Source organism: uncultured Shimia sp., assembly GCF_913054185.1.
Classification (GTDB): domain Bacteria; phylum Pseudomonadota; class Alphaproteobacteria; order Rhodobacterales; family Rhodobacteraceae; genus Shimia.
In genome coordinates this window covers 14,885-40,211 of record NZ_CAJXIV010000013.1, presented here as the reverse complement: position 1 = coordinate 40,211, position 25,327 = coordinate 14,885, and the positions used below count along the sequence as shown (strand labels likewise).

Genomic DNA, 25,327 nt, shown 5'->3' with positions numbered 1-25,327 from the left:
TCTCTTCCCGATCACACCAGGCGCGGGTTCGGCTTGCCGCCGTCGATGTCATATTTGGCCAAGGCGGCCTCAAGGTCTTTCTTGGTTACAGCGCCCTCTTTGTAGAGGTCGACCATAGCCGCAGCTGCAATGTGGTTTGCGTCCACCTCAAAGAAGCGGCGCAGGTTCACCCGGCTGTCGGAGCGGCCAAAGCCATCTGTGCCCAACACGGTGTAAGTGCCCGGCACACAGGTCCGGATTTGCTCCGCGTAGTTCTTCATGTAGTCGGTTGCTGCAATCACAGGGCCTGTGGCTTTGGCAAGTTGCTCTGCCACAAAAGACGTCTTTGGCTCTGCCAATGGGTTCAAACGGTTGTGGCGTGCCACATCCTGACAATCCCGAGCCAATTCGTTGAAGCTGGTGGCGGACCAAATTTCGCTGGAAACACCAAAGTCAGCTTCGAGCATTTCGGCGGCCTTCATGGCCTGCACCAAAATTGTACCAGAACCCATCAGCGTGACGTGCTTCTTGGACGGTTGTTTGATCTCTTTGAAACGATAGAGACCTTTGATGATCTCATCTTCTACACCCATTGGCATATCCGGGTGGGCGTAGTTTTCGTTCATGAGCGTGAGGTAGAAGAACACATCTTCCTGATCTTCATACATCCGTTTCATGCCGTGCTGCACAATCACCGCCACTTCATGTTGGAAGGTCGGATCATAGGTGATGCAGTTCGGAATGGTGCTGGCAAGAATATGGCTGTGACCGTCTTCGTGTTGTAGGCCTTCACCGTTCAGAGTGGTCCGGCCAGCGGTCCCGCCCAGCATGAAGCCGCGTGCACGGCTGTCGCCTGCGGCCCAAGCCAGATCGCCGATCCGCTGGAAGCCAAACATGGAGTAGTAGATGAAGAACGGGATCATCGGCACGCCATGGTTGGAATATGCGGTGGCCGCCGCAATCCAATCTGACATTGCGCCCGCTTCGTTGATGCCTTCCTGAAGAACCTGACCGTCAGTTGTTTCTTTGTAATACATCATCTGATCGGCGTCTTGCGGCGTATACTTCTGTCCCTCTGGATTATAAATCCCGACGGAACGGAACAGGCCTTCCATACCAAAGGTGCGGCTTTCATCCGGCACGATAGGCACAATGTTCTGACCGATCTTCTTGTCTCGCAGAAGCGTGGTCAAAATACGCACAAAGGCCATGGTGGTGGAAATTTCGCGATCTCCGGTGCCTTTGAGTTGCGCTGCAAATTTGTCCAATGCCGGGATTTCCAGCTTGGGCGATTGGCTTTCGCGTTTGGGAAACTCCCCACCAAGTGATTTACGACGATCCGCCAGATAGGCTTTTTGCGCGTTATTCAGCTTCACAAACGGTGCGTCACCGACATCTTCGTCGCTGACCGGAATCTCGAAGCGGTCACGGAAGGCGCGCAGCTGATCCTCGTTCATTTTCTTTTGCTGGTGGGTGGTGTTCTGGCCTTCGCCAGCGGTGCCCATGCCGTGCCCCTTAACAGTCTTCACCAACAAGCAATTCGGCTGACCTTTGGTGTCGGACGCGCGTCTGAAGGCGGTGTAGACTTTCTGCGGATCATGACCCCCACGGCGTAGCGCCCAGATTTGCTCGTCGGTCCAGTCTTTCACCAGCTCGGATGTCTCGGGGTATTTGCCAAAGAAGTGCTCGCGGATGTAAGCGCCGTCTTTGGATTTGAAGGTTTGGTAGTCGCCGTCGACGGTTTCGTCCATCAGCTGACGCAGCTTTCCAGAGGTGTCTTTCTCCAAAAGCTCGTCCCAGCCTTTGCCCCAGAGCAGCTTGATCACATTCCAACCTGCGCCTCGGAAATCTCCTTCGAGCTCCTGCACAATCTTGTGGTTGCCACGCACTGGTCCGTCCAGGCGCTGCAGGTTGCAGTTCACCACAAAGATCAGGTTGTCGAGGCCTTCGCGTGCAGCGAGGTCAATGGCGCCACGGCTTTCCGGTTCGTCCATCTCGCCATCACCAAGGAAGCACCAGACTTTCCGGTCAGCCATGTTGATGAGGCCTCGGTTGTGCATGTATTTCATGAACCGTGCTTGATAGATCGCCATCAGAGGGCCGAGGCCCATGGAGACGGTTGGGAACTGCCAGTAATCCGGCATCAACCACGGATGTGGGTAAGAGGAGAGACCGCCGCCGTCCACTTCGGAACGGAAGTTTTCCAGTTGCTCTTCAGTCAGGCGGCCTTCCATGAAGGAGCGTGCATAAATGCCGGGGATGACGTGGCCTTGGAAGAAAACAAGGTCGCCGCCGTGGATCGCAGATTTGCTGCGCCAGAAGTGGTTCAAACCTATATCATACATGACGGCCGAGGAGGCAAAGGACGCGATGTGCCCGCCATACTCGCTACTCACCTTGTTGCGGCGCACAACGGTGGCCATGGCGTTCCAGCGGTTTATGGTGCGAATGCGCCATTCCATGTCCAGGTCACCAGGGAATTCTTCCTGATCGTCGGTTGGAATGGTGTTCTGGTATGGAGTGGTCGCCGAGAATGGCAGCGTGGCCCCTGCGGCTCGGGCTTGTTGGACCGCCTTGTCGAGCAAGTAATGGGCTCTGTCCGGTCCATCCCGTGCGATGACATCCTCAATGGCATCCTGCCATTCTTGGGATTCTACCGGGTCGATGTCTGGAAATTCATTTGCCATGCGGCGTCTCCTCCACTGCAATCCGCGTTTTTACTCTTATAGTTTAATATTAAACAATAGCGCTAGTGCGCCACGCGCATGGGTCCCATGCGTGTGGCGCAAAGCTACTCAAAAGGAATGTTTGGCCAGTGTAGCGCAGTTTGTGGGCAAAAAAACAGGGACCCGAGGATCCCTGTAAGTCATTTGAATTTCAGAACTGCTCAGTCTTCGTGAGGAAGAACCAAGTTCAGAACAATTGCACACAAGGCGGTTGGGGCAACTGCAGACGTCATCAGCGTTTTTACAACGCCTGGCAGATATTGCACAGCCGTTGGCACCAGGTTCAGGCCTAGACCCACAGCCAGAGACACCGCGATGATTACCATGTTGCGGCGGTTCATTGGAATTTCCGACAACATGTTCAAACCTGCGGAAGCTACCATGCCAAACATCACGATCACGCCGCCACCAAGAACTGGCAAAGGCATGGATGCAATAACGGCGCCAACTTTAGGCATCAGACCACAAAGGATCAGAATGATGCCGCCAATGGTAACAACGTGACGGCTCATCACGCCGGTCATGCCGACGATGCCGACGTTCTGCGAGAAAGAGGTGTTTGGCAGGCCGCCAAATACACCCGCAATTGCAGTGCCAAGTCCGTCCGCATAAGTGGCGCCTTGGATTTCCGCATCCGTCGCGTCACGTCCTGCACCAGCTTTGGCGGTTGCTGAGGCGTCACCAACAGTTTCAATGGCCGACACGATGGATACCAGAGTTACAGCAATAACCGCGCCGAGGCTGAATTCAAAGCCGTAAGGCAGCGGCGAAATACCTGTCACCCAGGAAGCTTTGGCCACGGCACCGAAGTTCACCATGCCGGACAAGTAAGCTACGATGTAACCTGCCACCATACCAACAAGAATGGCCGCACTAGAGAGCGTACCTTTGGTGAAAAACTTTAGGATCAGTGCGACAATGACAACAGTCAAAGCAACGGTCCAGTGTTTCAGGGAACCAAAGCTTTCCGCTTCCATTTGGAACGGCGCGGCACCACCTGCAGCGTATTTGATGGCCACTGGGATGAGATAGAGGCCGATTGCCAGGATCACCAAGCCGGTGACCAATGGTGGGAACAGCCAGCGCAATTTTCCAATCACGGACCCCAATGCAAAATGGATCACGCCACCAATGATACAGGCGGTCAAAGCGACGCTTAGGCCTTGGGTTGCAGCCACGCCGGCGAGAACGCCAACAAAGGCAAAGCTGGTGCCTTGCATAATGGGCAGCCGCGCACCAATGGGGCCAATGCCGACGGTTTGGAACAGTGTAGCGATGCCCGCAAACAGCATGGCCATCTGGATGAGATAAACTTGCTCAGCGCTGCCAAAAGCAAGGCCCGCCGCACCAGCCACAATGATGGATGGGGTGACGTTTGAGGCAAACATTGCCAGAACGTGTTGGAATCCCAGTGGGATTGCTTGCCCCAATGGGGGCGTTACATTTGGATCCGAGTACTGTCCGGTCCCTTGCGTTTCCTGAGCTGTCATAGTGTCAGCCATGTCCTTCTCCTGTTGGTCAGTAAGCCCCACCGCTTCATTTTTCGAGCGGCTTAAGGGCGGTTTGGTCAGGGGATGCCTGACCGTTGGTTTTGACTCGCCACCACCTGATGCGGCGTGTCGAACCAAAATTCTTCGAGATTTTTGTCGTCTCCGATACGGTCAACCACAGCAAATAGGCCGGGAGCCGCAAGCGGAGTCAAAACGCCGTGCCACGTGTTGCGATGAAAGTTGATCGCTTGTCCCGCCTGCGTTTGGAATGCGAGCGGGGTATCCGGCTTGCCGCCTAAATCTTTGGCAACAATCACAAGGAATGCGTGTTCTGTCATTGGAATGAAAGCTTGGCTTCCTTCTGGATGACGTTCCACCATCTCAAGTGTATAGGGCAGGCTTCTTGGTTGCGCGTTGAACAAGCTGATCCCAGCGCGCCCCTCTGAGAAATCCATAGCGGCCAGGTCGTGATGACGACCACACATACCCTGATTGATGATTTTGTCGGCTTCGGGCTTGAGTGCGATCACATCACCAAAAGGAGAAAAAGCCTCAGATGTGAGGGGCTGAATGGCTATCTTGGTCACGGCAGCAAATCCATCAAACGGAATTCGGCAATGCGTTCCACTTGTTTGCAGGCTTCGGAAAATTCGGTTGTGCTGTCATTGCTGATGCGTCGGTCAAAGGCCGCCATGATCGAGGTCTTGTTGTGGTCGCGCACGGCAATAATGAATGGGAACCCGTGTTTGGCAACGTAGTCAGTGTTGAGCTGCGTGAAGTGCGCTCGTTCCTCATCGGTGAGCAAATCGAGGCCAGCGCCAGCTTGTTCGGATGTGCTTTCTGCGGTTAAACGGCCGGCAGCTGCCAGTTTTCCCGCAAGATCCGGGTGGGCATTGAGAACACCAAGCCGCTCCTCGTCGCTGGCCGTTCGGAAGGCGCGACAAAGCACGTTGTGAACCCCTGCGGCACAATCATGTGCTGGACCAAGTTCCAACGCGTGTGCCCTCTCTGCAATCCAGGCAGAGTGTTCAAAAATGCCGCCGTATAGTTCCACAAAACGCGCTTGGTCCATTTGGCTTGGACGCTCGAACCGTTTGTGCGGGTGAGCGATGGCCCAATGCTCCGCAATCTCGACCCGGCGTGGGGTCCACACCCCTTCAAAGCTTTGAATGTAGTCCAAAAATTGGGCCAGACCTGCAAGTTTGCCAGGACGGCCGATCAGGCGGCAATGCAATCCAATTGACATCATTTTTGGAACGCCTTCGCTACCCTCGGCATAAAGCACGTCAAAGGCGTCTTTAAGGTAGGTGAAGAAATCCTGTCCTGTCACCCACCCTGGGGCCGTGGCAAAGCGCATGTCATTGGCTTCCAGGGTGTATGGAATGATCAGTTGATCACGGTCTCCATATTCGCGCCAGTAAGGGAGGTCATCGTCATAAGTGTCTGAGATGTAGTCAAACCCACCTTCTTCAGCGACAAGGCGCACGGTGTTCTCAGAGCAACGTCCTGTGTACCAACCGCGTGGCGGTGCCCCAACCACTTCGGTGTGTAGACGAACCGCTTCGGCTATTGAGGCGCGTTCTTCATCTTCCGGCATGTCTTTATGCTCGACCCACTTGAGGCCGTGGCTGGCGACTTCCCAATTCGCAGCTTTCATGGCGGCAACCTGTTCCGGGTTGCGTGCCAATGCGCTGGCGACGCCATAAATGGTTACGGGAATGTCTTTACCGGTAAAGAGGCGATGCAACCGCCAAAAGCCTGCGCGCGCGCCGTACTCGTAGATCGACTCCATATTCCAATGGCGTTTACCTTGCCATTGCGCAGCGCCAGGAATGTCCGAGAGAAACGCTTCTGAGGCGGCGTCTCCGTGCAGTACACAGTTTTCGCCACCTTCTTCGTAATTCAGTACAAACTGAACCGCAACTTTGGCGTCGTTGGGCCATTGTGCGTGTGGTGGATTAGGGCCATAGCCCCGCATGTCCCGTGCATACCGCATCACGCCAAATCTCCCCTGTTTCGCGATTGCTTTGTTTTAGCTTAAAAAACGCACCGTGACTTTCCAATTTTTTTTGAAAGAGTTGTTGCTACGAACGCCGCTTACAAAAAAACAACTGGCCAGATGCATTGGGAGCTAGGTATCTGCTACGGCTTCCTTTTTCTGAAGAGCAGCTTGCACACGTGGTGTCATAAACTCAATCAGGAGCCGTGTTTTGGGATCTTGGTGGCGTCGGTGGGTGTACAGAAGGGCCATTTGGATTGGCATTGGCGGCGTGTCTGATAGCACGGGAACCAATGCACCAGACATTAGGTGCTCCGCGATCTCAAATTCGGGTTTGAGTGTGATGCCGTGGCCTTCAAGAGCCCAATCAGTGAGCACGTCGCCATCATCTGACTCAAACGGTCCTTTGACAGCAAACCGTCGAGTGCCATCTGACGTCTCCAAGGGCCACTGGAACTCTGGTGCGCCCGGGTACCGTAAATTGAGGCAGTCATGTGTGCCATTGGTCAGTTCTTCGGGCGCGGTTGGCTCTCCCCGGTCTGACAGGTATTTGGGGGACGCACATAAGACACGTGGGCAGTCTGCAATTTTGCGAATGCGCAAGGTGCTGTCCTCAGGAACGCCTAAAAAGAAAGCCACATCAAGGCCTTCCGCCGTCAGATCTAATTTGCGATCAGACAATCGTAAGCGCAGATCGATAAGAGGGTATTCCTTTTTAAACTCGGGGATCAGTGGGGCAATCAGGCGACGACCGACGCCCAGGGGTGCCGCAATATGGATCAAGCCGCGCGGGCTTTGTGTGATCGAGTTTACAGCCGCCTCGGCTTCGTCAATGGTGGCCAGAATCTTACAGGCGCCTTCATAGAAGGTGTTGCCTTGCTCCGTGGGGTTGAGTTGCCGTGTGGTGCGGTGAAACAAGCGAACGCTAAGATAGTCTTCCAATTGCGAAATCCGGGAAGACGCCACGGCTGCGGAGATACGTTGGTCCCGTGCGGCGGCGGACATGCTGCCAAGCTCGTAGACACGTACAAAAGTGCGGATGTTGTCGATGTAGGACATGGTTATCTTCAGGCATTTCTTGAAGCTGGCGTTGTATTCCACGGTATCCCAGAAAGATGTCGCGCGCCAGAGGGACCTAAAGACAAACGATTTCGCGCTTTTCATTGTTGGCAGAGCATGGTTGAAACCCCGCAACAGCTTAGGCTTTGGAGGCGTGCGTGATGCAGACTGTGATCTTTGACTTGGACGGTACCCTAGTGGACAGTGCACCAGATATTCGCGCCTCGGTGAACATCATGCTGGCAGAGGAAGGCTTTGAGGAACTAGACCTACCAACAGTTATTTCCTTTGTTGGCAACGGACTACCGACGTTGGTCCGTCGTGTCATGGCGCATTTTGACATTGAGGACACACAGTTTTCGCGTCTCAATGCGCGGGTGTTGGCGATCTACAATGCCTCAACTTATGAGCACACGGTGCTGTACAATGGTTTGCGAGACGTGCTGGAGAGCCTCCAAGCCAAAGGTGTGCGGATGGGGGTGTGTACCAACAAGCCGGAAGAGCCCGCGCGGCATGTCTTGAAGGCTTTGAACCTGACGCAGTACTTTGACATTGTGGTTGGCGGTGACACGTATGAAAAACGGAAACCGGATCCGATGCCGCTTTTGAAAGCGATTGGTAAAACTGCTTTGGCGGACGTGATTTATGTTGGAGACAGCGAAGTAGACGCAGAAACTGCGCAGCGGGCTGGCGTGACTTTTGCTTTGTTTACAGAGGGCTACCGAAAAACACCCGTTGCGGACATTCACCATGACAAGTGTTTTTCAAGCTGGAGTGATTTTTTGGCAGTGGTTGAGGGAACGCAACCGGCATAGGCCAAAATACGCAGCTTCTCTCCGATCTGCATAACTGTGACTTGCTCATTGGGGGCAGTTGGTTTTAGGCTATCCCCAAACGCCATGACGCGAGGAGTTTGGTTGTGAAATCTTTTATTGTCAGTGCTTTGGCCGCTGTTTCCATTTTGATCGGGGGGGCTGTCTCTGCACAGGCGATTGACATAACCCCGGCCAATCCTCAGCCAACGGGCGTGAAGCGGGGGCTCAAGGTCAACTACTTTACTGGCGAACGGAATGTGCGGAACCTGTCGCAAGCGAAGTCGAAGATCAAGTGGTCCAAGCCCGGTAAGCCTTTGCCAGGGTTAAACTTTCCGGACAAAGGGCAGGGCGCGCCGGTGCTGACATCGGGCAAGGCGACTTTAGTGGTTGCGGACATTAACGGGTATATCAAGTTTGATAAGCCTGGGGTCTATGACCTTGAATTCTTTAGCAATGATGGCTCTCAGATCTGGATTGGCGGCAAGTCGGTTGCGAAGCTCAATAAGATCACAGCCTGTGCCAGTGTGGGGCGGCCGAAGGTCAATGTACCCTCGGCAGGATGGTATGATTTCAAGGTGTTATACTGGCAGAAAGAGGGAACGGCCTGTCTTGAAAGCGAATGGAAAGCGCCCGGTGGCAAGCGCCAGCTGATCCCAAACAGTGCGTTTGGCTATAAGTAAACTTCTGTTCAGAGTGATTAATTGGGGGGCTTCGGCCCCCTTTTTTGTAGCCGGAATCCACGTCGGTAAACTGTCTGTATCGCGACTGTTTCGCAACTGTGGCGATTTTTGCACCAATCAGCGGCAGATATTCTTAACCTGTGCGTCTTTCCACGGCAGCACCAACGCATCTGGACGCGGCAATTCATCCACCGGGAAGTGTGGTGAGAGCAGGGATTTGAGCCGAGCCGTACGCGGGGCCTCGGGATCGAGCAGGGAACAGCACAGGTATTCTTCGACCACGGCGGCCTGCTGCTCATAACCGTAATCCAGGAATGTCTCGGCTGAGGCGCTTTCAAACTGATAGGGGTCGGCGCCGTTGTTGTGTTCTCGCGCCGCCCGGAAAGGCGTGTAGCCGGTGATCTCGCGATTTTGCCATTGCCAGATGTGCACCATTTCATGGGCAAAGAACATTGCCGCAGTGAGATGAAGCTCGTCGGGGTAGCTGGGCACGTAGTTGGGCGCAGACCAGTCTTTGGACGTGTAAAGCTGCTCATACAGCACCACACCGGCGGCGGAAGCCGTGATGGTGTCGCCTTTGGGTTCTGGATGGATGCGTTCGCGGCAGGCCAGGCGGGGCCGTTTTTCATACTCAAAGGTCTGAATGCCCAGCGGCGCGTCTTTGGTGATGCGGATTGGTTTGGTGTTGATGGTTTCGCCCAGAACATCGTTGGTAAACGCCTGCTCACTTTCGGTCAGCGACCGGCCACAGGAGATCAAAGCGAGACAAAGAAAAACGGGCCAGGTGCGCATGAAGGGGAGACTAGCAAAGCGCCTTGTGGTGGCAAGGTGGGAAATCACAGAAGGCTGTCGATTGTGCGGCCCAAGCGGAAAGGTGCCGCAAAGGCGACAAGGCAGAGGGCGATGATTTGCAGGATCAACAAGGCGCGGCCGGATTGCAGGCGCTGCCACGCGTCGCGCAAGGCGGTGATGTCTTCGATCAGCGTGTCATAGGTGAGCGCGAGCACGCGGTAGTCGGCAGCGATTTCCGGGCGGGTGGGCGCGATGTTTTCCACCGCCATGATGGTGGGCACGTCGCGGGTCTCAAAGGCGAGGAACTCGACCATCTCCAGCTCGGCGGCGGCTTGGCTCATTTGTGCGTGGTCCCGTGGGCTGCCAAACAGCAAGGAGATGCCTTCAAGTGGGGCGGCGCGTTCCGTGATGGTCAGGAACAGGGGCAGGGCGGTGTTTTCGGCGCTTGAGGCAGAGAGGAATTCGACCTTTTCGCAGAGCGTGGTCAGGTCCGCGTCACTGGTTTGCGCGCAGTAACGCAGGCGGAAGCGGGCGGCGTCGGTGTCAAAGGCGCGCGACGCGGTGTAGGCGACGGTGATCTGGCGGTTCAGCGCGGTGCTGTCCTCTTGATAGATGCCCGCCGCGATGGCGACCACTGCGCCAACCCCGCCTAAGGCGACCCAGATCAAGTCGGCGATCTGCCAGGCGCGGGTGGTGTTGGCGCGTTTGAACAACAAGAGCGCGCCGATGCATCCCAGAAGAAAGCAAGCGAGGATGAGCGGCAGTTGGTAGGTTTGTAAAAACGCGGCCATGAGGGCAGCTTAGCGTGTTGCGGCTGAAATGGAGTTCACGTGTCGGTCAGGCGTGGTTTTGGTGCGCAGTGAATGCGCACCCTACCGGGGTGTTGTGACCAAGCGGCCGCCGTTCATGCATTCATGGAAGTGAAACTGATAGAATTGCTGGTCTTGTGCTTCGCCTGCTGCCGAGCCAATGGCACCGCCGATCATGCCAAAGGCTTCGGCTTGTTTGCGATCCCGCGTGCCGATATAGCCCGCGCCCTGACCAAGATTGGTGCCGGTGCGGCTGCCTTGTTCGGTACCGCGCATGCCGGTGGCAGCGCGGGCGTATTGGTCACAGAAGAGTTCGGTGCGCGGTTGCTTTTGCGGCCATTGGTGCAGGTCTGGCGTCTGACGTTTTTGCGGGCGGGCCTGTTGGCTTTGGGGGGACATGAAGTTGTTTTGATGCCGCGCGGAGTCCTTGCGGGCCTGGGCCGTAGCGTCGGGGACGGGCAGCAGGAGGGTGAGGATCAGGGCAAGGGCAGGGCGCATGGTGGGAGTTTGGCAGGGTGGCCGATGGCGGGCAAGATATAGGGTGTGCATTTATGCGCACCGTTTTGGGGTGCTGGGGATGGTGGATGGTGCGCAGTGAATGCGCACCCTACGGGGAATTGTCGCAGGTGGGCGGGTGTGTCTTGCGTGGACCATTGGTGGGCTGCTTAGAATGGGTCATTCTTAATTTAAGGAAGTTTAACGTGAAGACTTTGACCATCGTCGTCGCAGCGATCCTTGCGACAACTGCCCCAAGCTTTGCCTTGGCTCCAAATGCAATCACTTCCATCACAGCCGACGGGACTGTGCATCACGGCGGGGGATGCCGCAAAAGCTCACCTCCAGGCCAGTGTTGTCATGCGGGGTCCAAGCCGCTGCATTGCCATTAAACGAGAGGTTTTCAGCCTGAGAGCCTGTGCGGAATGCTTTGCATTCCGCCGCGCCTGACCCTCCCCCATGGGAGGGCGCGTTCCGCACCCCCCCTCGGGTCAGTCGCTGAATTACCAAGATAAGTGGGGTTTCGAAAGTTAACAGACTTAGGAAAACAGGCCGATGCAAGGCTCCAACTGTTCCTTTACCTCGAGCGGAACTTCGGTTGGCTCGCTGTCGTAAATCAGATTGTCGATTGCGAATCCTGTCGGCGTTCTGGCTGAAATCCAAACTCCGGCAATGTCTCTGATGCCGACGCACCTTTGAAAGGCAACATATTGGTTTGGCTCAATCGGCATCCGAAAGTCGCCCAGCAAGCTGCCGTCGCGACGAAATAGACGTATATAGTAGGTGCTTCCCACCTGTTTCTCTGTGTCCGTGGATTGAGCAGGAAGTGCAGTCTCAAACTCTGTTAGTTGAAACCCGACCAAGAACTGTTCCGCCTCAAACGTGAAGACGATATCACTGCCTCGTCCAATCCAGTCATAGGAACGGTCTTCTAACCCGGAAGATACAAGTTTCCTTTTGCCATCGATAACTTCAAAGTTTTCAACGTGAACTTTTCGAGCAGAGGTTTTTCGCGTCGTCAGCACCTGGCTTTGATTTTGTGAAACTCCGTAAAGTCCCTCTAGGGCTTTTACTTTACCGCCAGATTGTCGTGATTTACTTGCGACGATCTTTAGGTCCGGGGCCACCGTTAACGGGCCTTGGTATTTCTCCTGAGTATGCTCGAACGAAATACCAAATTGGACACCCCCAGCCCGATAACCGGATGTGGAGGTGCTTTGCAGAAGCGGCGAAAACACGGGTCCCTCGAAATCCACAATTGCTTGTAAGTGTTTTCTGGCTTCGGAGTACTTGAACGGGACGACGTCCTGTGCCGCCGCGCTGTTTGGCAACACCGAAACCGCCCCAAATAGACCTAAAGACACCATCGCAAGCAAGCGTTTCATTTGGAACAAAGACACCATGAAAATTACAGTTGAGCCAGCGTTTGCAACCTAAGTACAGCATCGATGTTTTTGTTGCCTAAACATCCAACTCCTCCACAAACCGCGCATTCTCTTGAATGTACTGGAACCGCTTCTCTGGCTTTTTGCCCATCAGGTCATTGACCAAGCCATCGGTCTCGCCGGGCTCGTCTTCGTCAATGGTGATCCGGATCAGCTTGCGGCTGTTGGGATCCATGGTGGTCTCTTTCAGGTCTTTGGCGTCCATTTCCCCAAGCCCCTTAAAGCGGGACACGTCGATGCGCCCCTTGCCGCCGATGCCTTTTTCAAGGTGGGCGTCTTTTTCCGCCTCATCGACACAGTAGACGCGCTTGGCCCCCTGCGTGATGCGGAACAGCGGCGGGCAGGCCATGTAGAGGTGGCCGGCGTCGATCATCGGGCGCATTTGGGTGTAGAAGAAGGTCATCAACAGCGCTGCGATGTGGGCGCCGTCGACGTCCGCGTCGGTCATGATGATGATCTTGTCATAGCGCAAATCGTCAACGTTGAATTTGGTCCCAAGGCCAACGCCAAGCGCCTGGGTCAGGTCGTTGATTTCCTGGTTGGTGCCAATCTTGGAGCCAGCAGCGCCAAGTACGTTGAGGATTTTACCACGTAGCGGCAAAAGGGCCTGGGTCTTGCGGTTGCGCGCCATTTTGGCAGAGCCACCCGCAGAGTCCCCCTCCACGATGAACAGCTCGGTGCCGTCGCGGTTGGTGGCGGAACAGTCCACCAGCTTGCCGGGCAGGCGGAGTTTCTTGGTGGCGGTTTTGCGTGCGGTCTCTTTTTCCTGACGACGACGCAGGCGTTCCTCTGCGCGCAGGATTAGGAAGTCGAGGATGGCGCCGGCGGATTTGTTGTTGGAGGCCAGCCAGTTGTCAAAGTGGTCGCGTACAGCGTTTTCCACCAGTCGCTGGGCCTCAACTGTCGCAAGGCGGTCTTTGGTCTGGCCAACAAACTCCGGCTCACGGATAAAACAGGACACAAGCGCACAGCCGCCGGTGATCAGGTCGTCCCGGGTGATTTGCGCGGCCTTTTTGTTGTTGACCAATTCACCGTAGGCTTTGATGCCTTTCAGAACCGCCGACCAGAAGCCAGCGACATGGGTGCCGCCTTCGGGGGTGGGGACGGTGTTACAATACGACTGGATAAAACCGTCGCGCGAGGGCGTCCAGTTGATCGCCCATTCGACCTTGCCAGGCACGCCAAACCGCTCTTGGAAGTCCACGGTGCCGCCAAACGGCTGCTCGGCGTAGGTGGTTGCCTTGTCCATGGTTTCTTTGAGGTAGTCGGACAGCCCGCCGGGGAAGTGGAATGTGGCCTCAGTCGGGGTTTCACCGTCGTCGATGGCGGTTTTCCAGCGGATTTCAACACCGGAGAAGAGATACGCCTTGGAGCGGATCGATTTGAACAGGCGGGCCGGTTTGAAGCGGTGGTGGCCAAAAATCTGTTCGTCGGCGTGGAAGGTCACCGTGGTGCCACGGCGGTTGGGGGCGGCGCCAATTTGGGCGATTGGACCCTGGGGGATGCCACGGGAGAAACTTTGTTCGTATAGCTTTTTGTCGCGCGCGACCTGGACAACCATCAGATCAGACAGAGCGTTAACAACCGAAGCCCCCACGCCGTGCAGACCGCCCGAGGTCTGATAGGCTTTGCCCGAGAACTTACCACCTGCGTGCAGGGTGCAGAGGATGACTTCCAGTGCGGATTTGTCAGGGAATTTGGGATGGGGATCCACCGGAATGCCGCGGCCATTGTCGCGGATGGTCATGGAATAATCCGCGTGCAACTCCACCTCGATGCGGTTGGCAAAGCCTGCGACCGCTTCGTCCATGGAGTTGTCGAGCACTTCGGCCACAAGATGGTGCAGGGCGCGTTCGTCCGTGCCACCAATATACATGCCCGGTCGTTTTCGGACAGGTTCCAGCCCCTCAAGGACTTCAATGGAGGAGGCATCATAGTCAGACGGCTGTGTATCGGCCAGAAGGTCGTTGGGCATTCGCGGGCTGCTCTTGTTGGTGTTGTTTGGCGGGCAGTATGGCAGGGAGGCGCGGCGGGGGGAAGAGGCAGGACGCAAGAACCATAAAGCCGCCTGCGATAAAACAGGCGGCGTCTTGGAGAGAGGGAATGTGCGGTGCCCGGATGGAGGGACAAATGAATCCCCGGACACCGCGTGATCACATGGGGATGTGATGTCGTAAGTTGGCGGTCACATGGACAGGTAGTTGTCCGCCAGTGAGTCTCGGTATTTGTCGATCCACTTTGTGTTGATCGCCGCAATGGCGCCGTCTGCTTCCAGTTCAGAGAAGCAGCGGTCAAAGTCCGCAGACATGTCCGGATTGCGGAAGTTCATGGCGTAGTTGGATGGTTCAAAGATGGCGCGAAACTCCAACGCTTGGCTGGCGTCAACACCGGCGGAGGCGCCGGCGTCCCGCAAGCTGGCGGCGTAAGCGGCAAACAGCATACCGTCACCCAAGATGCCATCTACACGCCCGCCAAACAGCAGTTTGGATTGGGTTTCTTGGTCAGCCATCTCGCGATAAGAGCCAAATGAACCCTGAGCGTCAGACAGGCCCGGCAGAATGCCAGATGCGCCCTCAAAGGCTGCGATGCTCAGGCCGGAAAGATCCGCGAGAGCGCCATAGTCACTGCCCGAGGACGCCAGAAAAGACACGCCATTTTGGTAGGCGATGTAAGGCGCGCTTTGGGCGCCGTCCATGGGCATGCCAACGGGCACGGTCATCACAGCGTCGCCGGTGCCACCTTCGTAGGTTGCCCAGTGACGGGTGAAAGGTTGCACCACGTAGTTCACGTCGTGGCCGCAATGCTCCATCACGCGGGTGACAATTTCGGCTTCGCGACCGGAGCCGTCAGAATAGACCATCGGTGGCAGATCAGCGGCCAGAATGGTGACGGTGTCAGCGACGGCTGCACCTGTTGAAACGGTCAGCGCAATGGCAGACACCGTGGCGGTTAAAAATTTCATAGGGAGAGCCTCCTCGCAATTCCTGCCGCAGCCTAGGCACTCAAGTCTTAATGATGCCTTAGCGGGAAATTGGAATTACTTCGGGTAGGAAATTAAATAACTGACTATAAATAAAAGAGAATGTTGGTTTGCATTTAGGTGACGAAATTTTCGGAATTACGAGAATTTTACAAGTTCCGTAACGTAAGACGTGGCGCCCTGCGACGCCACGTCTGTTCAATGATGGACTAGTTGCCCTGAGTTTCGGTTTCAAATATCAGGCCAACCGCAGTCCGGGCAGGGAAGCCTTTCCAATAGGTGTGATCGGGCTTGAAGCTGCCGTCTTCTTCAGCAGAAAACACGCCATCTTTGGCATTGGGCACCAAATCCAGATAAGCGGCTTTGTCCTCGTCGCCCTTGAGGTGCAGATCGAGGAAGGCCGTTGTGAAGTGCTGAGTGATATTGTTCATACGCGTGGTGTCCCAGACCGCGTCAGCGTAGTGGTCAAACGGCGGGAAGCCGAGGCTCTCGGAGGGCTGCCAGCTGGCCATTGGCGCAGGGATTGGCGCGGCGGCGTTGTGGTTGGCGTTCTCAAAAGTGAGCAAGTGGCGGTCTGTGCCTGTGGCCTGTTCGAAGATTTCTCGCATGGCCGCGTAGACGGACACGTCATCCACTTCGCCCGCCATCAGAAGGGTTGGTTTGCGCAGACCCGCCAGCCCGGCGTCATCCCACAGGCCGTAGTTTTTGCCCCAGGGGCCGATGGAGATGATGGCTTTCACGCGATCATCCACCAGCGCCTCATGGGTGTCGGTGCCGGCGACGTTGTGGATTAATGTACCTTGTGGGGGTGCAAAGGTGGACGCCTCGACGCCAGGGGCCAGGCCTGCACCGCCAAAAATCAGCGCACCGTAGCCGCCCATGGAATAGCCAATGACGGCGGTGTTGTTGGCGTCAGTGATGCTACCGATGGAGTCGTCGAGATTCGCGATGCTGTCTACAACAAATTTCTGGTCGATGGGGCGGTTGAGCAGCGTGGAGCCAAAGGCGGCTTGATCCGGGTAGGTGCTGTCGGTGTGATCGATGGATGCAACCACATAACCTTTGGAGGCGAGGTTCTCACCCAGATGAGACAGAAGCACGCGGTTGCCGGGATAGCCATGCGAGATCACCACAAGCGGGTAGGCACCATCTGACTTAGGGGGAGCATCCCGCGCCGCACGTCCGGTGAGAGTGACGGTAATGGAGGGGTCGCGAAGCTCGGTTTCATAGGTGCCGCCTTGTGGCGTTCCTGCGGCAGCGGGATACCAAATTTCAACTGTCAGCGGACGGTCGTAGCGCACCAGTGTGTCTTCGGTCGCGTTCAGCACGTCGACTTGATCTTGGTGTTCAAAGTGGCGTGTGGTGACCCCAATCGGCAGCGCGCCGTAAGGGGCAAGCTCGGGGGCATCGGGCCGGATTAAGTCAATGCGGTCTTGTGCGACAAGCGGTGTGGCAGCGAGGGTCAGTGACACAGCAATCTTCCAAAAACAGGATCTGGGCTTAACAAACATGAAGGTCCTCCAATGACTGCGGGAAGTCTAGGGGTGACATTCGCTGCAATCTACTCTGAAGGGAAAACGAGACGCGGGGTCATTGTGTGCCGTTGTGTACGGGGAGCAGCTCTGAAAGGGCTGAAAAGGTGAAGGAAATATGGGGTATTTGTGGGTTTTGTTGACGTGCATCAAGGCGTTTTTGCCAACAAAATGCTAGCTGACTTGTGATCTTAAAAGAAACGTATGGAGACGCTTATGGATGATCAGTTGGATGGTGTGGTTCAGGTGGAAAATGGCGTGGACAAGGATGCGGCGGCGGTGTCCGACGATGTGACATCTACCGAGGAAGCAACGCTTGATGTGCGGTCACACAGTGAGCCTTCTGCGGATGAGTTGCGCCGCGCATTTGAGCGGGGGGAATATCCTTACGCCACCAAACTGTCCCGCCGGTCGTACGAAAAGCAGAAAGCGCAGTTGCAGGCGGAGTTGCTGAAAGTACAGCTGTGGGCGCAGGACACCGGCCAGAAGTTTGTGATGCTGTTTGAGGGACGCGATGCAGCCGGGAAGGGCGGTACAATCAAGCGCTTTACCGAGCACCTGAACCCACGCTCCGCGCGCGTGGTGGCGCTGAACAAACCCACCGACGAAGAGCGCGGGCAGTGGTATTTCCAGCGCTACATCGACCATCTGCCAACCTCCGGCGAAATGGTGCTTTATGATCGCAGCTGGTACAACCGTGCCGGTGTGGAGCGGGTGATGGGGTTCTGTGAGCCGGGGGAATATCTCGAATTCATGCGCCAGACCCCCGATTTGGAACGCATGTTGGTGCGTTCAGGTATTCGGCTTTACAAATACTGGTTCTCGGTCACGCAGGACGAGCAGAAACGCCGGTTTGAGAGCCGGGAGACCGATCCATTGAAGCAGTGGAAGCTGAGTCCAATTGACAAAGCCTCTCTGTCCAAATGGAGCGACTACACTGAGGCTAAAGAAGCAATGTTCTTCTATACCGACACAGCCGACGCGCCGTGGACAGTGGTGAAATCAAACGACAAGAAACGTGCGCGCTTGAACTGTATGCGCCACTTTCTGAGCTCGCTGGAGTATCCCGGCAAGGATCACAGCATTGTGGAGCAGGCGGACCCGCTGATTGTGAACACCGCCAGCCATGTGATTCACCAGTCTGATCACATTCTGGGCGCGGCGTTGCACCCGGACACACGTAAGCCGCGCTAAAGCGTGGATAGCAGCTGATTGAGTGGCTGTAATTTTTGGAAGGCGGTCTCGATTTGCGACACGAGGCTGCCTTTTGTGATCTCACTTTCGTCAAAGTCAAACCAGACCGTGCAGCTTTTGCGTTTGAGCAAGGCCGCCTGCGGGTGGTCCTTGTCAAACGGCGCGGGCACGCGTTTGAGTTCAGCGTCATCCATGCGGGCGCCGCTGGCTTGCAGATCATCCAAGGCACTGGCGATTTTTGTGCCGCTCGCGCCATCAACAAGTGTGCGCCACCGCGTGAGCTTGTCTTTGTCCAACCCCATGATGCCGCCGCCCACAGAAAGATAGTCGCGGCCAATGCCGAAGAAAAAGCCGGTCGGCGGGGTAGACCACAACATGTGCAAATGCAGGTGATAGGGCGTTTTGTCTTTGGAAAACCGCACGTCACGGTGGGGGCGGAAGAGTTTGGTGGACGGCACCTGTCCGGTTTGTCGTTCCAAAGAAGCGCTCACCGTGTCGAGAAGCGCCAGTGCTGGCGATTTGAGCTGGCTTTCATAAGTGGTTTTGTGCCCTGCAAACCAGTCCTTGGAGTTGTTGTCAGCCAAGGTGTTCAAAAATGCGCGGCTGTCGGAAATCAATGTGGCAAAGGGATCGGTGGACATGGTGGAACCTTGAGTTGGAAACAGGACCATGGTGGCAGAGTGCGGATTTTTGATCAACGCAAAGCCGGGCCTTGCCCTGTCTAATTAACAAGCTTACTGCTTGGGCATGACAACATCACCAGCGACCTCCCCAATGCGGACGTCTGATCACGTTCGCGCCCTTATGCGTATTGGCCTGCCACTCATTGGCGGGCATGTGGCGCAGTTTGGAATCGGTTTGACCGACACCGTCATGTTGGGCTGGTACTCTGTGGAGGCGCTGGCCTCTGTGGTGCTGGGCAGCATGTTTTTCTTTGTCATTTTTATTCTGGGGTCAGGTTTTGCCATTGCGGTGATGCCGCTGGTTGCAGAGGCGGATGCGGAAGGGGATGAGCAGGCCTTGCGACGTGTCACCCGCATGGGGCTGTGGCTCTCGGTGATCTTTGGCGTTGTGGTGCAACCGCTGTTCCTGATGTCGGGCCCACTTCTGCTGGCGCTGAAGCAAGCGCCCGATGTGGCCGAATTGGCGCAGGCGTATTTGCGGATTGCCGGGCTTGGACTGGTTCCCGCATTGTTGGTGATGGTGCTCAAATCTTACCTCGCAGCTTTGGAGCACACTCGCGTGGTGTTCTGGGTCACAGTGGCCGCCGTGCCAGTGAACGCGGTGGTGAACTACGGGTTGATTTTTGGCAATTGGGGCCTGCCCGAGATGGGTGTGCGCGGGGCGGCAATTGCCTCGATCATTGTGCAGTTTGTGTCTTTGATTGGCGTGGTCCTCTACGCGGTGAAGGCGCTGCCGCAGCACACGCTGTTTGCCCGTATCTGGCGGCCAGACTGGGAAGTGTTTGCCAAAGTGTTCCGGCTGGGCCTGCCCATTGGCGTGACCAACCTGGCCGAGGTTGGATTGTTCTCCGCCTCGTCCATCATGATGGGGTGGTTGGGCACGGTGACGCTGGCGGCACATGGTATTGCGCTGCAATTGGCCAGCCTGGCCTTTATGATCCATTTGGGCTTGTCTAATGCCGCCACGGTGCGAGCGGGCAACGCCATGGGGCGCAAAGATGCGGAGCACATGGCGCGTGGGGCTTGGGTGGCGATTGTCGCCTCGCTGATGCTGGCCTTTGTTGCGGTGGCGATCTTCTTGATCTTCCCGGAGCAACTGCTTGGTGCCTTTATTGATCCGCAAGAGCCTCAACGCGAGGTGATCATCGCAACAGGTGTTAGCTTGCTCTACGTGGCGGCGCTGTTTCAGGTGATGGATGGTGCGCAGGTGATGGCGCTGGGGCTGTTGCGTGGGGTGCAAGACACCCGTGGGCCGATGGTGATTGCCGCGATCAGCTATTGGGGCATTGGCGTGCCAAGTGCCTATGTGTTGGGCTTTACCTTTGGTCTGGGGGGCGAAGGTGTCTGGCTTGGGCTGGTTTGCGGTCTGACGGCAGCGGGCATCTTGCTGATGTATCGTTTCTGGGTCACGGATCTAAAACGCCTGCGTAAGCGGTTCTCCGAGAAAAAGGCGTCGGCTTAACACCGACGCCCGACTTTCTCTTTCCTCAAATACCTTGGGGAGTCCTATCTGGGGATGGGACGGGGCAAAGCCCCTCTACTTCTTGCCTTTCAGCAATCGATCCGCCTTTTTGCGCACCAGAACTGACCGCAGATCATGCATCGCCAACAACAAAGTGTCGGTGATTTGCTCCAACTGATCCGGCGTGGCCTTGGATTGCGCCCATTGAGAAGTCAGGTTGAGGTGGTCCACGGAACGTAAGATGTCGTCGATGTCTCGTTCCGCGAGCAAAGCGCGGCGTTCCTCCATCCAAGCATCAATCTCTGCCTTGTCCTCTTTGGTCAGCTTGGTGCTGCCATGGGGCTTAACCTCGCCATTCTTGATGTTGATGACCGCAATTTGGTCCATCTCAATCCGGCGTTGGCGGTTCTCCGTGTCGACACGGAAAACCATCGCGCCATTTTCGCGGACGCGGAAGTAGTAGTCTGGCAGGTCACTGCTCATGGGCCACCTTTTGATTTGGGTCCGCGATTAGGTCAGAGAGGCGCAGAAATCTTGAATGCGCGTACAGGCGGTTTTTAGAGCTTCATCAGACGTGGCGTAGCTGACCCGAAAATTGGGGGACAACCCAAAGGCGGCGCCAAAGACCACAGCCACATCCGCCTCGTTCAGAAGGGCGTTGGCAAAGGCTTCGTCATTCTCGATCACGGTACCTTTGGGCGTGGTTTTGCCAATCAACCCGGCGATGGATGGGTAGACATAAAACGCGCCTTCTGGTGTTGGGCAGGTGAGGCCGTCAATTTGGCTCAGCATCTCAATCACCAAGTCGCGGCGGCGTTTGAAGACCACGTTGTTTGGCGCCAGGAAGTCTTGTGTGCCGTTGAGCGCCTCAACAGCGGCCCACTGGCTCACAGAGCAGGGGTTGGAGGTGCTTTGCGACTGGATCTTGCGCATGGCGGCGATCAGTTCAACAGGGCCAGCCGCGTAGCCAATGCGCCAGCCGGTCATGGCGTAAGCCTTGGAGACTCCGTTGCAGGTCAGAGTGCGCTCATAGAGGCCGGGCTCAATTTCGGCAGGGGTGCAGAATTCAAAGCCGTCATAAGCGAGGTGCTCATACATGTCGTCGGTCATCACCCAGACATGGGGGTGGCGCATCAGCACGTCTGTCAGTGCCTTGAGCTCTTCACGGGAATAGCCTGCGCCGGTGGGGTTGGACGGTGAGTTGAAGATCAGCCATTTGGTGTTGGGCGTGATTGCGGCCTCTAGTTGATCTGCGGTCAGCTTGAACTTGGTGTCCAGCGAGGTTTCGACAACCACCGGTGCGCCACCGGCGAGCAGCACCATGTCGGGGTAGCTGACCCAGTAGGGTGCGGGGATGATGACCTCGTCGCCATCGTTCAAGGTGGCCATCAACGCATTATAGAGCGTCTGTTTGCCGCCGGTGCCGACGGAAACCTGCGCTGGGGTGTAGTCCAGCCCATGGTCGCGCTTCATCTTAGCACACACGGCTTCTTTCAGCTCGGGAATGCCATCCGGCGCGGTGTATTTGGTTTTGCCTGCCGCAATTGCTGCCACGGCGGCATCTTTGATGTTTTGCGGCGTGTCAAAGTCTGGTTCCCCTGCGGAGAGGCCAATCACATCGCGGCCTGCAGCTTTCAACTCGGCGGTCTTTGCTGTCATAGCGATGGTCGGGGAGGGTTTCACGCGGGACAGGGTGTTGGACAGGAAAGACATTTGGGCCTCGTTTGTAATCACTGTCTCCATGTCTTAGGGTGCGCAGGAATGCCGTTCAAGGCAGAAACCAAAGGAATGTATATGTCACAGGACCAAGTGGAACCGCTGACCGACGAGGGTTGGTATGGCGAGGACGTGGCTACCTTTGGCGATCGGTTGGCCGCAGCGCGAGAGGCGGCGGGTCTGAAACAAGGCGAGCTGGCCAAACGTTTGGGTATCAAACGCAGCACTCTGTCCAATTGGGAAGGTGACCTGAGCGAGCCACGTGCCAATAGGCTGTCGATGATGGCGGGCCTGTTGAATGTGTCTGTGGGCTGGTTGCTGACCGGCGACGGGGATGGCGTGGAGATGCCAGGCGACGAAGAGACTGCGGATACGGACCTATTGGCAATTGTGCAGGAGATCCGCGTGATCCGCAGCCGCATGAAAAATGACCTAGAAAAGCTCGCGCGTTTGGAAAAAGCGCTGCGCAATAAGGTGTGACGATGATCGACGTGCCCACAAGGACCCCGAATCCGGCAAATGAAACCCATGAGAATCGCCTGAAGCGCATGCAAATGCGCTCGATGCGGCGTGGGATCAAAGAGATGGACATTATTCTGGAGCGCTATGCGGCGGACAATTTGTCCTCGATGGATGCGGCGACGCTGGACCTGTACGATTCTCTGCTGAACGAGAATGATCAGGACTTATATCAATGGGTTACGGGGCAAAAACCAGCTCCGGCGCCATTTGCAGCGATGATTTCAGACATTTCGACAGCGATCAGTGGCCGTAATTGACGCGAATTTGTGACGTCTTTTGGACGGTTTAACCACTTGTTGGGCTTTATCCGTCAGTCTTGTTGTCAGACAAAGCTGACGGAGAACTAGAATGAGCTTTCATTCATCAATGGAAAGCGGGCCAGAGCAGTCGTTTATGACTGACTATTTGGACTCGCTGGCGCTTGTTGAGCGCCTGCACCGGCTGTTGCTGGATGTGATCAAAGACGAGTTTGAACGTGTTGGGGTTATCGAAATTAACGCGGTACAAGCGCTGTTGCTGTTCAATATTGGCGACAACGAAGTGACTGCGGGCGAACTCAAGACACGCGGCTACTACCAAGGCTCCAATGTGAGCTACAACCTGAAGAAACTGGTCGATGCGGGTTATATGCACCATCAGCGCTGCGAGATTGATCGCCGCTCTGTGCGGGTGCGTCTGACCGACAAAGGCCGTGAAATCCGCGACGTGATTTCCAAGCTGTTTGCGCGTCATGCCGAAGGCCTACAGGCCAAAGGTGTGCTGGGCGAAGATGGAATCGAGCAGATCACCCACGCGCTGCGTCGTGTGGAGCGGTATTGGACCGACCAGATCCGCTACATCTATTAAATTCCCGGACACCCTAGAACGGGGAATCCGCGGCTTTTGCGCGTCAGCCTAGAAAGGCACGGCGCGCTTTTCCTATTTCCGGTGTCCAACTAAGGCTGATTTTGTGCTCGGCCTCTGTGCCTCAGCGGTGTGTCGATAAGCGCAAGAGATAGACCTTCCATTTCGCGCAGAAGTTTGCGGGTCATTGCGGCCTCGTAATCTGCAAACCCATGTGCAACCTCGACAAAGGCATTTGGGCCGCGCGTGACCCACGCGTCAAAATAGGCCACCAAACTGGCGGTTTCCTCACGAGATTCGCCGCTGGGACGGGATGCACCGGGACCAATCACCAGCGCATTCACGGTGATTTGCTCCGGCAGCGGGATATCGCGGGGCAGGGGGCCTGTGTTGGCTTTTCCATCACCGGAGATGTCCAAGGTCCAACGCCAGCAGGTCGGCTGCGTTTGCAGCAGTGCAGCGCCAAATGCGATGGCAGGGCCTAAGCCGGTGGAGACATCCATTTTGGGGCGCCGTGTGCCACGCAATGTGTTGGTGATATCGGACAAAACGCTAGGCGACGTGATGTCTGTCCATGGAACTATTAAGTTCTGGTGGTCTGGCCCGCTCCATTCAAAAACTGCCAACGCAACAGGTGGAGTGCCGGGTTGCAGCAGTGCCTTCTTCACACTGATATTCTCAAAAGCGGCGGCCAAGCCATTGAGTTGCATGTGGTATTCGGCATTGTCCACGGAACCGGATACATCCAGTCCAAGCGCAAGGGCCTGCCGGCATTGGGCATGAACGGCTGATGCCAAACACAGAGAAAACACGGTAACGGTGGTGGTGAAAGCAGTCTGAAGGTTCAAGGGTGCAAGTCCAACTGACCCAATACTGTTACGGAAAGTTCGCGAGACAACTTGCGCCGCATGGCATTCTCAAAATCGTTAAATCCGGCCGCCACTTCCACAAAAGCGGCGGGGCCACGGATCAGCTCGCGTTTGTAATAGTTCACCATATCGCCGGGTTGCGCGCCAAGGTCGGCGGCTTTTTCACCAAAAGTTTCAATCGCCAATGCGTTGACCGTGACACCGTCAAGTGGGAAGGCGTTGTATGCTTGTTTTGGGGTGAAGCCGTCGTTGTTTTCGCCATCTCCACTCACATCCAAGACCTGAACGTCACAAGGGGGCGCCTCCCGAAACAGCCGGGCTGCGTGGCCAACGGCATGACCCAAGGCTGTCGGGAATTCAGTGGTGGAGCGCTTGGAGAGGGCCAATTGGGCCGCGCTTTCCAAAAGGGTCTGGCGGCTGTCGATGACGGTCCAGTCCAGCAAAGTGTGGTGTTGTGTGCGGCCGCTCCATTCATAGACAGAAAAGGCCACCGAATGAGGGGCGTTTAGGAAGGCAGCTTGTACTTCTGGCGCGATGAGCGCCGCGGCCAATCCACGACGTTGCAGCATGTCCTCATGGGCATCCACGGAAGAGCTGACATCCAGCGCAAGCAGCAGCGCGATGCGACAAACAGGCAAGGTGTTGGCCGCAGAGGGAACAGGGGAGGCCGCGAGGGCCATCCCCAAAAGCGCGACATATGCCGCGCGGCGGATCACCAGTGACCGGTGCTCTCCATGCTGGCCCAAGGCTCAGCCGGAGGCAGGGCATCACCCTGCTGTAGCAGCTCAATTGAAATGTTGTCGGGGGACCGCACAAAAGCCATGCGCCCGTCACGCGGCGGACGATTGATCACAACACCGTTGTCAGCAAGGTGCTGGCACATCTCGTAGATGTTGCCAACTTCGTATGCGAGATGACCAAAGTGACGGCTGTCAGACGGCAGGCCGTCATCACCGTCCCAATTGTGAGTTAATTCTAGTGGTGCGTCGTGGTCGCCATCCGCGGCAAGATAGACCAGCGAGAAGCGACCTTCCTCGCTGTCATATCGTTTTATTTCTTTGAGGCCAAACAGCGCGTAAAACGCCATAGAAGCTTCCAGATCCGAGACGCGGACCATTGTGTGCAGGTATTTCACGTGCATCTAATATTTCCTTGGTTGGTGTTGGCGCTATCAAAGCACGGAGTGGGGCGGTGAATCCAGCGCGAAGTTTGGGCTTTCTCGACGGCGAGCGTTGAG

25 protein-coding genes are annotated in these 25,327 nt (G+C 56.2%); 7 read left to right on the top strand and 18 right to left on the bottom strand.

Annotated elements, in window-relative coordinates; all coding sequences use genetic code 11:
- Window positions 1-11: 11 nt before the first annotated feature.
- From aceE to QZ517_RS04825, 5 genes are all read right to left on the bottom strand, one after another.
- The gene (aceE, locus tag QZ517_RS04845; protein WP_294223030.1) at window positions 12-2,666 is read right to left on the bottom strand and encodes a pyruvate dehydrogenase (acetyl-transferring), homodimeric type; all 2,655 of its coding nucleotides are present in this window, start codon (window positions 2,664-2,666) and stop codon (window positions 12-14) included.
- Between the two features lie 200 nt (window positions 2,667-2,866).
- Window positions 2,867-4,207 carry a nucleobase:cation symporter-2 family protein gene (locus QZ517_RS04840; RefSeq protein WP_294223029.1) on the bottom strand — a complete coding sequence of 447 codons (1,341 nt, stop codon included), beginning with the start codon at window positions 4,205-4,207 and terminating at the stop codon, window positions 2,867-2,869.
- Window positions 4,208-4,272: 65 nt separating this feature from the next.
- Complete coding sequence (locus tag QZ517_RS04835) at window positions 4,273-4,782, bottom strand: ureidoglycolate lyase (protein WP_294223027.1); 510 nt, start codon at window positions 4,780-4,782, stop codon at window positions 4,273-4,275.
- Window positions 4,779-6,194: an allantoinase PuuE gene (gene puuE / locus QZ517_RS04830; RefSeq protein ID WP_294223025.1), complete on the bottom strand. Its 1,416-nt coding sequence runs from the start codon at window positions 6,192-6,194 to the stop codon at window positions 4,779-4,781. Before puuE ends, QZ517_RS04835 begins: the two co-directional genes overlap by 4 nt.
- A 132-nt stretch (window positions 6,195-6,326) precedes the next feature.
- Window positions 6,327-7,253 carry a LysR family transcriptional regulator gene (locus tag QZ517_RS04825; RefSeq protein ID WP_294223021.1) on the bottom strand — a complete coding sequence of 309 codons (927 nt, stop codon included), beginning with the start codon at window positions 7,251-7,253 and terminating at the stop codon, window positions 6,327-6,329.
- 161 nt (window positions 7,254-7,414) lie between these two features.
- On the opposite strand from QZ517_RS04825, the gene gph reads away from it, so the two are divergent.
- Window positions 7,415-8,068 carry a phosphoglycolate phosphatase gene (gene gph, locus QZ517_RS04820; protein ID WP_294223018.1) on the top strand — a complete coding sequence of 218 codons (654 nt, stop codon included), beginning with the start codon at window positions 7,415-7,417 and terminating at the stop codon, window positions 8,066-8,068.
- Between the two features lie 104 nt (window positions 8,069-8,172).
- Window positions 8,173-8,748 carry a PA14 domain-containing protein gene (locus QZ517_RS04815; protein ID WP_294223015.1) on the top strand — a complete coding sequence of 192 codons (576 nt, stop codon included), beginning with the start codon at window positions 8,173-8,175 and terminating at the stop codon, window positions 8,746-8,748.
- A gap of 117 nt (window positions 8,749-8,865) precedes the next feature.
- Here the strand turns inward: QZ517_RS04815 and QZ517_RS04810 are convergent, their stop codons facing one another.
- The 7 genes from QZ517_RS04810 to QZ517_RS04780 all read right to left on the bottom strand — a co-directional run bounded on the left by QZ517_RS04810 (window position 8,866) and on the right by QZ517_RS04780 (window position 16,780).
- Window positions 8,866-9,540 (bottom strand): hypothetical protein, encoded by a 675-nt coding sequence (locus tag QZ517_RS04810; protein WP_294223012.1) that lies wholly within the window; start codon window positions 9,538-9,540, stop codon window positions 8,866-8,868.
- 44 nt (window positions 9,541-9,584) lie between these two features.
- Window positions 9,585-10,331: a hypothetical protein gene (locus QZ517_RS04805; protein ID WP_294223009.1), complete on the bottom strand. Its 747-nt coding sequence runs from the start codon at window positions 10,329-10,331 to the stop codon at window positions 9,585-9,587.
- Window positions 10,332-10,412: 81 nt separating this feature from the next.
- Window positions 10,413-10,847: a hypothetical protein gene (locus QZ517_RS04800; protein ID WP_294223002.1), complete on the bottom strand. Its 435-nt coding sequence runs from the start codon at window positions 10,845-10,847 to the stop codon at window positions 10,413-10,415.
- 536 nt (window positions 10,848-11,383) lie between these two features.
- The gene (locus QZ517_RS04795; RefSeq protein WP_294223001.1) at window positions 11,384-12,229 is read right to left on the bottom strand and encodes a hypothetical protein; all 846 of its coding nucleotides are present in this window, start codon (window positions 12,227-12,229) and stop codon (window positions 11,384-11,386) included.
- Between the two features lie 76 nt (window positions 12,230-12,305).
- Window positions 12,306-14,264, bottom strand: a complete 1,959-nt coding sequence (parE, locus tag QZ517_RS04790) for a DNA topoisomerase IV subunit B (protein ID WP_294222998.1) — start codon at window positions 14,262-14,264, stop codon at window positions 12,306-12,308.
- 210 nt (window positions 14,265-14,474) lie between these two features.
- Window positions 14,475-15,251: a transporter substrate-binding domain-containing protein gene (locus QZ517_RS04785; RefSeq protein ID WP_294222995.1), complete on the bottom strand. Its 777-nt coding sequence runs from the start codon at window positions 15,249-15,251 to the stop codon at window positions 14,475-14,477.
- A gap of 227 nt (window positions 15,252-15,478) precedes the next feature.
- Complete coding sequence (locus QZ517_RS04780) at window positions 15,479-16,780, bottom strand: dienelactone hydrolase (protein WP_294222992.1); 1,302 nt, start codon at window positions 16,778-16,780, stop codon at window positions 15,479-15,481.
- A gap of 237 nt (window positions 16,781-17,017) precedes the next feature.
- Here QZ517_RS04780 and ppk2 point away from each other — a divergent pair, with 237 nt between their 5' ends.
- Window positions 17,018-17,995 (top strand): polyphosphate kinase 2, encoded by a 978-nt coding sequence (gene ppk2 / locus QZ517_RS04775; protein ID WP_294222989.1) that lies wholly within the window; start codon window positions 17,018-17,020, stop codon window positions 17,993-17,995.
- Here ppk2 and QZ517_RS04770 read toward each other — a convergent pair.
- Window positions 17,992-18,636 (bottom strand): TIGR02453 family protein, encoded by a 645-nt coding sequence (locus QZ517_RS04770; protein WP_294222986.1) that lies wholly within the window; start codon window positions 18,634-18,636, stop codon window positions 17,992-17,994. The genes ppk2 and QZ517_RS04770 overlap by 4 nt on opposite strands.
- Before the next feature lie 133 nt (window positions 18,637-18,769).
- Here QZ517_RS04770 and QZ517_RS04765 point away from each other — a divergent pair, with 133 nt between their 5' ends.
- Window positions 18,770-20,140, top strand: coding sequence for an MATE family efflux transporter (locus QZ517_RS04765; RefSeq protein ID WP_294222984.1), 1,371 nt, complete (start codon window positions 18,770-18,772; stop codon window positions 20,138-20,140).
- A 75-nt stretch (window positions 20,141-20,215) separates the two neighbouring features.
- On the opposite strand, the gene QZ517_RS04760 is transcribed toward QZ517_RS04765, so the two are convergent.
- Together QZ517_RS04760 and QZ517_RS04755 are read right to left on the bottom strand one after the other, a co-directional pair.
- Complete coding sequence (locus QZ517_RS04760) at window positions 20,216-20,623, bottom strand: hypothetical protein (protein WP_294222983.1); 408 nt, start codon at window positions 20,621-20,623, stop codon at window positions 20,216-20,218.
- 27 nt (window positions 20,624-20,650) lie between these two features.
- Window positions 20,651-21,853, bottom strand: a complete 1,203-nt coding sequence (locus tag QZ517_RS04755) for a pyridoxal phosphate-dependent aminotransferase (RefSeq protein WP_294222981.1) — start codon at window positions 21,851-21,853, stop codon at window positions 20,651-20,653.
- A gap of 81 nt (window positions 21,854-21,934) precedes the next feature.
- Between QZ517_RS04755 and QZ517_RS04750 the strand changes: the two genes are divergently transcribed.
- From QZ517_RS04750 to QZ517_RS04740, 3 genes are all read left to right on the top strand, one after another.
- Window positions 21,935-22,336 (top strand): helix-turn-helix transcriptional regulator, encoded by a 402-nt coding sequence (locus QZ517_RS04750; protein ID WP_294222979.1) that lies wholly within the window; start codon window positions 21,935-21,937, stop codon window positions 22,334-22,336.
- Window positions 22,337-22,338: 2 nt separating this feature from the next.
- Window positions 22,339-22,635 carry a succinate dehydrogenase assembly factor 2 gene (locus QZ517_RS04745; RefSeq protein ID WP_294222977.1) on the top strand — a complete coding sequence of 99 codons (297 nt, stop codon included), beginning with the start codon at window positions 22,339-22,341 and terminating at the stop codon, window positions 22,633-22,635.
- 91 nt (window positions 22,636-22,726) lie between these two features.
- Complete coding sequence (locus QZ517_RS04740) at window positions 22,727-23,224, top strand: winged helix DNA-binding protein (RefSeq protein WP_283425152.1); 498 nt, start codon at window positions 22,727-22,729, stop codon at window positions 23,222-23,224.
- Between the two features lie 89 nt (window positions 23,225-23,313).
- On the opposite strand, the gene QZ517_RS04735 is transcribed toward QZ517_RS04740, so the two are convergent.
- The 3 genes from QZ517_RS04735 to QZ517_RS04725 are packed head-to-tail and all read right to left on the bottom strand — an operon-like array spanning window position 23,314 to window position 25,231.
- A complete protein-coding gene (locus tag QZ517_RS04735; protein ID WP_294222972.1) occupies window positions 23,314-24,069 on the bottom strand; it encodes a DUF1194 domain-containing protein in 756 nt (251 codons plus the stop codon).
- Window positions 24,066-24,806 (bottom strand): DUF1194 domain-containing protein, encoded by a 741-nt coding sequence (locus tag QZ517_RS04730; protein ID WP_294222969.1) that lies wholly within the window; start codon window positions 24,804-24,806, stop codon window positions 24,066-24,068. The genes QZ517_RS04735 and QZ517_RS04730 overlap by 4 nt, the downstream gene beginning before the upstream one ends.
- The gene (locus QZ517_RS04725; RefSeq protein WP_294222966.1) at window positions 24,803-25,231 is read right to left on the bottom strand and encodes a VOC family protein; all 429 of its coding nucleotides are present in this window, start codon (window positions 25,229-25,231) and stop codon (window positions 24,803-24,805) included. The genes QZ517_RS04730 and QZ517_RS04725 overlap by 4 nt, the downstream gene beginning before the upstream one ends.
- Window positions 25,232-25,327 lie beyond the last annotated feature (96 nt).